The sequence below is a fragment of the Bacillus cereus group sp. Bc010 genome (genome assembly GCF_027716745.1).
GTDB lineage: Bacteria > Bacillota > Bacilli > Bacillales > Bacillaceae_G > Bacillus_A > Bacillus_A pacificus.
The window spans coordinates 22690-29161 of sequence record NZ_JAQFUY010000045.1 but is presented as its reverse complement, the minus strand read 5'-3'; the positions used below and the strand labels follow the sequence as shown (position 1 = coordinate 29161).

Genomic DNA, 6472 nt, shown 5'->3' with positions numbered 1-6472 from the left:
CAGATAAAACAGTATTGAGTCCATCATACCAGATGGACTCTTTTTTTACTGTCTACCTAAAGGGGATAATACCAAAATTTGGTCTCCTTTTAGCAAGTGGCTTTGAACGAGCCGCTTCCGCTTTTAATTAAAATACTTGTTCTACTTCGATAACGCCTGGTACTTCTTCAAGTAATGCGCGTTCGATACCAGCTTTTAGTGTGATTGTAGAACTTGGGCAGCTTCCGCATGCACCCATAAGGCGTAATTTTACGATACCTTCTTCAATGTCTACTAATTCAACGTCTCCGCCATCGCGAAGTAAGAATGGACGTAATTTATCTAATACTTCTAGTACTTGTTCTTGCATATGTGGGTTTTCCATTTTTATCGACTCCTTTCATCAGTTTTATTATAATCAAGATAGAGGGGAAAATCTATTTTTTCTGTTCTTGTTTTATTGCCGAAATTTTTTATCATGTTTACAACGTGTTTTTTCAGTATAGGGGTATGGAATGAGTTTGTAAAATGATGTGCTTATGTAATAAGGTATCTGAATATACTGTTAGAACAAGAAGTGGGGGAGAAGAAATGGTTAATGTGCAAGTGTATGGGACGAAAGTAATTTGTGCGAGCTGCGTTGGAATGCCATCTTCAACAGAAACGTTTGAGTGGTTACAAGCGGCGATTGGTCGTAAATATGAAGGACAAGAAAATAAATTTAATTTCGAGTATATTGATTTTCAAGAAGAACAAGAAGATGAAGATAAAAAAGCATTCGCAGAGCGCGTAGTGGAGGAAGATTTATTTTATCCGGTCGTTCTTGTAAATGGAGAAATTGTTGGAGAAGGAAATCCTCGTTTGAAGGATGTTTACGAAGAAATCGAGAAATATTTATAAAGCAGGAAGCCTTTGCGAATTTGCAAAGGCTTTTTTTATTGGAGGGATAGATGTGAAGTATGCGTTACCGAAAGAAGTAGAGCAGTTGATGGAGCAGTACATAGGAGGACTGAAAGAAATTTTTTTAGATGAAAAAATAGTCGGGGTATATATTTACGGATCCATCGCACTCGGTGCATTTCATGCAGAAACGAGCGATGTTGATTTTGTCACGGTAATAAGTGATCCCGTGAATGAAGCTGAAAAACAGCAACTTGTAGAGCTTCATAAGAAACTTAGTGGTAGTACGTTAGGAAAAAGAATGGATGGTATGTATATTCCGCTTGCTGATTTAGGAAAATACAATGATGAAATGAATGAGTACGTGTATTGTGCAGATGGTAAGGCGAATATAGGACATTGGGATATTAATGCAGTCACATGGTGGACATTGAAAAATCAAGGTATTACAGTGATCGGGAAAGAAGCAGAAGACCTTTCGTTCCAAATAAGGTGGGATGATGTAGTAAATACGATGAAATACAACGTAGAACAGTACTGGAGCGGGAAGGCGAAGCAGCCATATTTATTCTTTATAGAAGAATGGGTAGAATCAGCGGTCGTTACGATGGGTCGTATTGTATATACACTAGATCATAAAACAATCGTTTCAAAAGATAGAGGACTACAATACTTGTTAGAACATTCATCGGAAGAATGGGGACCTTTATTAAAAGAAGTAGAGAGAATACGGCAGAATCCAAAAGAAAAGCGAATGCTCTCAAGGTGGAGAAGAGCGGATATGACGAAGAGATTTTTATTGCATTTAATTGAGACGTGTAGAGGGAAGTGGACGATACAGTAAATTGTATCGTCTCTTTTTGTGTTGGAATTGGTATATAATGGTTTTAAAAGTTTAATTATACTGGAGGGGATAGGATGGAAACGGAATTAGTTACATATAAAGAAAAGAATGTACAAATGAGTATGCTAGAAGTAATCGGTATAATCGGAATTATTTTTGGGGTAATGTATGGAATTGGTTATTTGAACTTTTTATATGAATTCTCATTATATCCGTGGTATGTAAATCATCTCATTTCACCCTTCACGTTTTGTATGATTATTGTAATGTATGCACCAGCAAGAAATTACTGTGTGCATTTAATAAAATCAATACAATTCAATAACTCAAAACATTATGTAACAATAATAATGACGATGATCGTATTGCTTATATATCTTGCGGTATTAAATTTAGTTTTACCACATGGGCTTCGTGTGGGTGAATCTAATATAGTAATAGAGCCTACTAAAAATGAAATCATTTTATATGTAGTTGTACTCACGATTTTTGCGCCGATTTGGGAAGAGCTTGTATTCCGAGGGATGTTTTTTATGACATTATCTCAGCGCTTCTCTACACTTAGTAGTGCCGTTATAAGTGCTTTCATATTTACTTTAGGGCATCCCTTTACAGTAGGGAGTATTTTATATATTTTTGGTATAGGGATATGTTTAGCCTACACCTATAAGAAAACAAACAATTTACTCGTTCCAATTGGAATTCATGTATTAAACAATTCATTTAATTTATTAGTAAATTTTCAACTGTAAAAAAGGCGCCTTTTTGAAAGGGCGTCTTTTCTATTTTGTAGTAGGTAGAAAAGGCTTTACAAGTATTATGTAGAGGAAAGATAATAGAAAAAATATGTGTGTGGAGGAAGATGATGAGTAAATATAAATTACATATAGATAGGGAACAATTATGGAAAGGCTGCATCTTAAATTCGATTGCAAATGCAATTTTTGTAGCACATGATCCTGATTTCTCACATGAAAGTTCATGGGATGGATGTAACTATAGTATGCAAGATAGCCAAGGCGGAAGAGGGACAATTACGTTTCATCCGGATTATACGATCGTATGTCTTCAAGATGTGAATAGTGAAAGAATTGATGAGTGGATTGATGCGGCAAATTATTTTGAAGGGGCACCTTCGGAAGTGTTAGAAATTGCGAAAGAGGAAGCGCTTCAATACGTATTGGAAGAAGTAGAAGGTGAAACAGTTCCTTTCATTACAGCAGCATTTTGGATTGATGAGAGCGGTGCATATTCAATCGATTCATTTGAAGAGATGGAAGAGCATGGCGGATTTTTATTGGAAATCCCATTACTTGATACGGAATCAGCGATGGAAAGATTGGAAGAAGAGTATGAGCTAACAGAGGAACAAATAGAGCTTTTACAACTTGTGTATGAGAGAAAAATCAAAAATCCAAACGAGGAAATGATGTTGTCTAAAGAAGAAGTGGCGATGATTGGGACGGATGATGACGAAGGATTGGAAGTATGTAAGGATTCATTTGAAGAGATGAATATTACTTGGGAGTTGTAGTGGAGGATAAAATGTTTCCGATAGGTGATCAGCCGAAGATTACGAAAGACTTAGCGGGTATAGCTGGCGATTTAGGAGAAGTAGCGATTGAGGGGAAAACAAAAAATATAGAACGACTAGCATCTTTGCAAGTTAAGAAATTATGGATTTTCGCAGTAAATCAAAAGCAGTTTGAGCATATTCTTACGTATGCTCGTCCCGATATATTATATGTTTACGAAATGCGGGTCGAGGATTTAAGTAGCCTTCAGAAATTATCAGATTTACAACAGTTGTATATGTGCTGGAATACCAAAGCGAAGACGTTATGGGATATCGCGTATAATAAGCAACTCAAATCTTTACTAATTGATGATTTTTCTAAGCTAGAAGATTTAAGTGCCTTAAGTAAGTGTCCACAACTCAATACCTTTTATATGGGCGGTGGGATAAATACAACGATGAAAGTACAAACTTTGCAGCCACTCGCTGCATTAAAACATTTGAAAAAGCTTACTCTTATGAATTTAAAGGTTAAAGATGATTCGTTAGAACCGTTAATACAATTGAAAAATTTAAAGGAGTTAAGCTTATCTAATCAATTTAAGGTGGAAGAGTATGCAAAATTATCTGTGGCATTGCCATATACGGAATGTGAATTTTTCAAACCATACGTATATATGAACGATGCAATAGAAGGAAAAAATATAATGGTGATTGGGAGAAGAAGACCACTTCTTAATTCGAAAACGGATACGGTAAAGATACAAAAGTATGAAGAGGAATTTAAAAAGTTACAAGAGGAATATAAAGCACTAGTAGAAGGTACAATGTAATTTCACATTGCACCTTCTACTAGTTTTTTCATATACATATCAACTTCACGAAAGAATACCTGCTCTTTTTCCTCGGTATTAAGATGTACAGCACAATGCAAATATTGCTGTAAGTAGTGATTAGCTTGCTCGTACTGCTTTAAATTGTAGAAAGAGAAACAAGTAAGAAGCAGAAACGCTTTTTCCTGTAATATTGGAACGACGGCTAGTACCGAAGTAACGGAATGTATATTTGTTTTTACTAAATTCTCATAAGATGCCCACACTTGAAACCAGTCGAAAATAGTAGAAAGATAATTTGGAATGTCGATAGTTTCATGTGAAACATTATGCAATAACTGGTTCTGTTTCATATGTATAGGCTCTATTCTCGTTCGCAGAATGCAATCGAATATTGAGATGTTTTCTTTAATTAGTAATTGGTCCGTGATAAGCTGCGGGAGACCGATAGGATGAACTCCTATATGTATATAGAAGTCATCTTCAAACTGGCTTTTTTGTATGTTAATGAGTTTATAAAATCCGTTTTCAGTTTTGCAAAATGTATGTCTTTTTTTCTTAAAACCAAGCGGTTTTAAAGCAGCATGTAAATTTGCCATGGAACTTTGTACCGCTTTAGAATAAGGCTTACTCTTCGTCATATTCATATGTAGTTAAGTTTTGTAAGAAACTTTCAAAGTTAGGTGCTAATTCAATAATTTGCTCAACTTCATTATCAATAAATATAACTGGAGGATTTTCAGCCACATTTCGATAATCTAATGCAATCCACGTATGCCTGTCCCCCGATAAAAGTACGAGATTCTCAGGCATTTCCCATTCTTGAATTAAATAATGACTCTCTAAAATACTAGATTCATTTTCATCAAAAGAAATGCCATATAAGCCAGACACATTAACGTGATCGTCTGCCCAAGAATTTGGCTCTGAAGTAGGGTGAGCATCAAGGCGCAGTGTTCCTCCATTTTGTTCTTTTAGAAGGTTTATGTATGATTCAGGAAGCTTTACGTTCAGTACTTCTTCTGCTTTTTTGATTAGTTCGTCGTTAATGGGTGTTAGTTTTAAATAATCATCTTCTGTCCAAATTGTAGTCTTCATATTGGATCACCTCAAATAATAGTTTTAAGAATCTTATGTCATATATTATAGTTAGTTTGAATAACGAGCAATAGAAAGAGGGATAAAATATGGATGTATTCGAATACTTTGATGATGTGAATCCTAAAGAAGATTGGTTGGAGTTTCTTATATATCTGCAAAAGGATTTTAAAATGGGAGCCTGAATGCATAGCGGGACGTATAGAAGATAGTATTGAGAAAGTGAAAGGTAATTTGAAATAATAAAAAGTTAGTAAGGTGTTTCAAAAAAATGAGACATCTTTTTTGTATATATAAAATCCTTAACCTAGTGTATTAAACATATTATTCATAAGTATTCTAATATATTTAAAAGTAAAATGGAATAAGAAACGGATAATTGTCGGAATATATTCGATTTCCATTCATTTTTATGAAATATATGTACTTTTTGTTAGATTCCTTCTTTTTATTTCTATAAAATACACGTATGTAGATATGAGAAAAGGATGATGTACGTGAAGGACACTGTTTTACAAAAAACGATTTCTCCACAAGAATTACATAAAGTTGTTCAAAAGAATACAGCTTATTATGACTTTAAGTGGGGCAAAGTAGAAAATCCAGCGCAAGGGAATACGTGGAATTGGGTAGCCTTTTTCTTCCCACCTTTTTGGTTAGCTTATCGTAAAATGTATAACTTTTTTATTATCCTTATGTTATTATCGGTTCCTAGTATACTTATACCTCCTTTTATAGACATTCCAGATGGAATTTTTTTATCAATTGGTCTAGTTTTTCAATTAGGAATGATGATATTTACTGGATGGCAAGGAAACCGTTTATATTATAAGCACGCTGTTCGTGTATTACATAAGGGAGAAGATATGCCAGATCATGAGAAGGCATATTATTTACAATCAAAGGGTGGAGCTAGTTTTGCTGGTATGATTGGTTTACACATAATAGTAGGGTTAGTATTTGGCGGAGCAACCTTTGGACTTTCCTTATTACCAACTGAGCCAAATATTAAAAATGTTGTTCGTTCAAGTGGTGAAGGTGTGACTTTAGAGATTATGACGGATAATCCGACTTGGAAGTTTGTGAAGAAAGAACAAGATTATGATGTAGTAGAATTTACTGGCTATGATTATACAGAGAAGAAAAATGTGAAAATTAAATTTGCTGTTTATTTTAGTGAAGACTATTTTGAATGGCAAGAAGTATATGAGAATAATAAGAAGTTAAGTGAAGATGAGCTAGAAGAGTATCAATTTTACATCGAAGAAAATGGTTGGGGGTTCTAGTGAGAACTCGTCCATT

General features: G+C 34.5%; 9 protein-coding genes. 6 read left to right on the top strand and 3 right to left on the bottom strand.

Annotation, left to right across the window (positions count from 1 at the left end):
* Positions 1-127 precede the first annotated feature (127 nt).
* On the bottom strand, positions 128-364 hold the full coding sequence (locus PDQ68_RS26200; RefSeq protein ID WP_000431159.1) for a NifU family protein: 237 nt from the start codon (positions 362-364) through the stop codon (positions 128-130).
* Positions 365-570: 206 nt separating this feature from the next.
* Here PDQ68_RS26200 and PDQ68_RS26195 point away from each other — a divergent pair, with 206 nt between their 5' ends.
* From PDQ68_RS26195 to PDQ68_RS26175, 5 genes are all read left to right on the top strand, one after another.
* Positions 571-879 (top strand): YuzD family protein, encoded by a 309-nt coding sequence (locus tag PDQ68_RS26195; RefSeq protein ID WP_000248590.1) that lies wholly within the window; start codon positions 571-573, stop codon positions 877-879.
* Positions 848-1723: a nucleotidyltransferase domain-containing protein gene (locus PDQ68_RS26190; protein ID WP_472926916.1), complete on the top strand. Its 876-nt coding sequence runs from the start codon at positions 848-850 to the stop codon at positions 1721-1723. The genes PDQ68_RS26195 and PDQ68_RS26190 overlap by 32 nt, the downstream gene beginning before the upstream one ends.
* 74 nt (positions 1724-1797) lie before the next feature.
* Positions 1798-2475 (top strand): CPBP family intramembrane glutamic endopeptidase, encoded by a 678-nt coding sequence (locus PDQ68_RS26185; RefSeq protein ID WP_061183225.1) that lies wholly within the window; start codon positions 1798-1800, stop codon positions 2473-2475.
* 113 nt (positions 2476-2588) lie between these two features.
* Entirely contained in the window at positions 2589-3257 is a 669-nt protein-coding gene (locus PDQ68_RS26180) for a hypothetical protein (RefSeq protein WP_061183226.1), read from the top strand.
* Between the two features lie 11 nt (positions 3258-3268).
* On the top strand, positions 3269-4072 hold the full coding sequence (locus PDQ68_RS26175) for a leucine-rich repeat domain-containing protein (protein ID WP_061183227.1): 804 nt from the start codon (positions 3269-3271) through the stop codon (positions 4070-4072).
* Positions 4073-4074: 2 nt separating this feature from the next.
* Here the strand turns inward: PDQ68_RS26175 and PDQ68_RS26170 are convergent, their stop codons facing one another.
* Together PDQ68_RS26170 and PDQ68_RS26165 are read right to left on the bottom strand one after the other, a co-directional pair.
* A complete protein-coding gene (locus PDQ68_RS26170; RefSeq protein WP_201027248.1) occupies positions 4075-4713 on the bottom strand; it encodes a DUF4304 domain-containing protein in 639 nt (212 codons plus the stop codon).
* Positions 4700-5170, bottom strand: coding sequence for an SMI1/KNR4 family protein (locus PDQ68_RS26165; protein ID WP_061183229.1), 471 nt, complete (start codon positions 5168-5170; stop codon positions 4700-4702). Before PDQ68_RS26165 ends, PDQ68_RS26170 begins: the two co-directional genes overlap by 14 nt.
* A 491-nt stretch (positions 5171-5661) precedes the next feature.
* Between PDQ68_RS26165 and PDQ68_RS26160 the strand changes: the two genes are divergently transcribed.
* Positions 5662-6456: a DUF2628 domain-containing protein gene (locus tag PDQ68_RS26160; RefSeq protein WP_061183230.1), complete on the top strand. Its 795-nt coding sequence runs from the start codon at positions 5662-5664 to the stop codon at positions 6454-6456.
* Positions 6457-6472 lie beyond the last annotated feature (16 nt).

Bases quoted from the DNA above. Each gene is read 5' to 3' on its own strand.
- PDQ68_RS26200 (WP_000431159.1), bottom strand. From the start codon at position 364: ATGGAAAACCCACATATGCAAGAACAAGTACTAGAAGTATTAGATAAA.
- PDQ68_RS26195 (WP_000248590.1), top strand. From the start codon at position 571: ATGGTTAATGTGCAAGTGTATGGGACGAAAGTAATTTGTGCGAGCTGC.
- PDQ68_RS26190 (WP_472926916.1), top strand. From the start codon at position 848: ATGTTTACGAAGAAATCGAGAAATATTTATAAAGCAGGAAGCCTTTGC.
- PDQ68_RS26185 (WP_061183225.1), top strand. From the start codon at position 1,798: ATGGAAACGGAATTAGTTACATATAAAGAAAAGAATGTACAAATGAGT.
- PDQ68_RS26180 (WP_061183226.1), top strand. From the start codon at position 2,589: ATGAGTAAATATAAATTACATATAGATAGGGAACAATTATGGAAAGGC.
- PDQ68_RS26175 (WP_061183227.1), top strand. From the start codon at position 3,269: ATGTTTCCGATAGGTGATCAGCCGAAGATTACGAAAGACTTAGCGGGT.
- PDQ68_RS26170 (WP_201027248.1), bottom strand. From the start codon at position 4,713: ATGACGAAGAGTAAGCCTTATTCTAAAGCGGTACAAAGTTCCATGGCA.
- PDQ68_RS26165 (WP_061183229.1), bottom strand. From the start codon at position 5,170: ATGAAGACTACAATTTGGACAGAAGATGATTATTTAAAACTAACACCC.
- PDQ68_RS26160 (WP_061183230.1), top strand. From the start codon at position 5,662: ATGTACGTGAAGGACACTGTTTTACAAAAAACGATTTCTCCACAAGAA.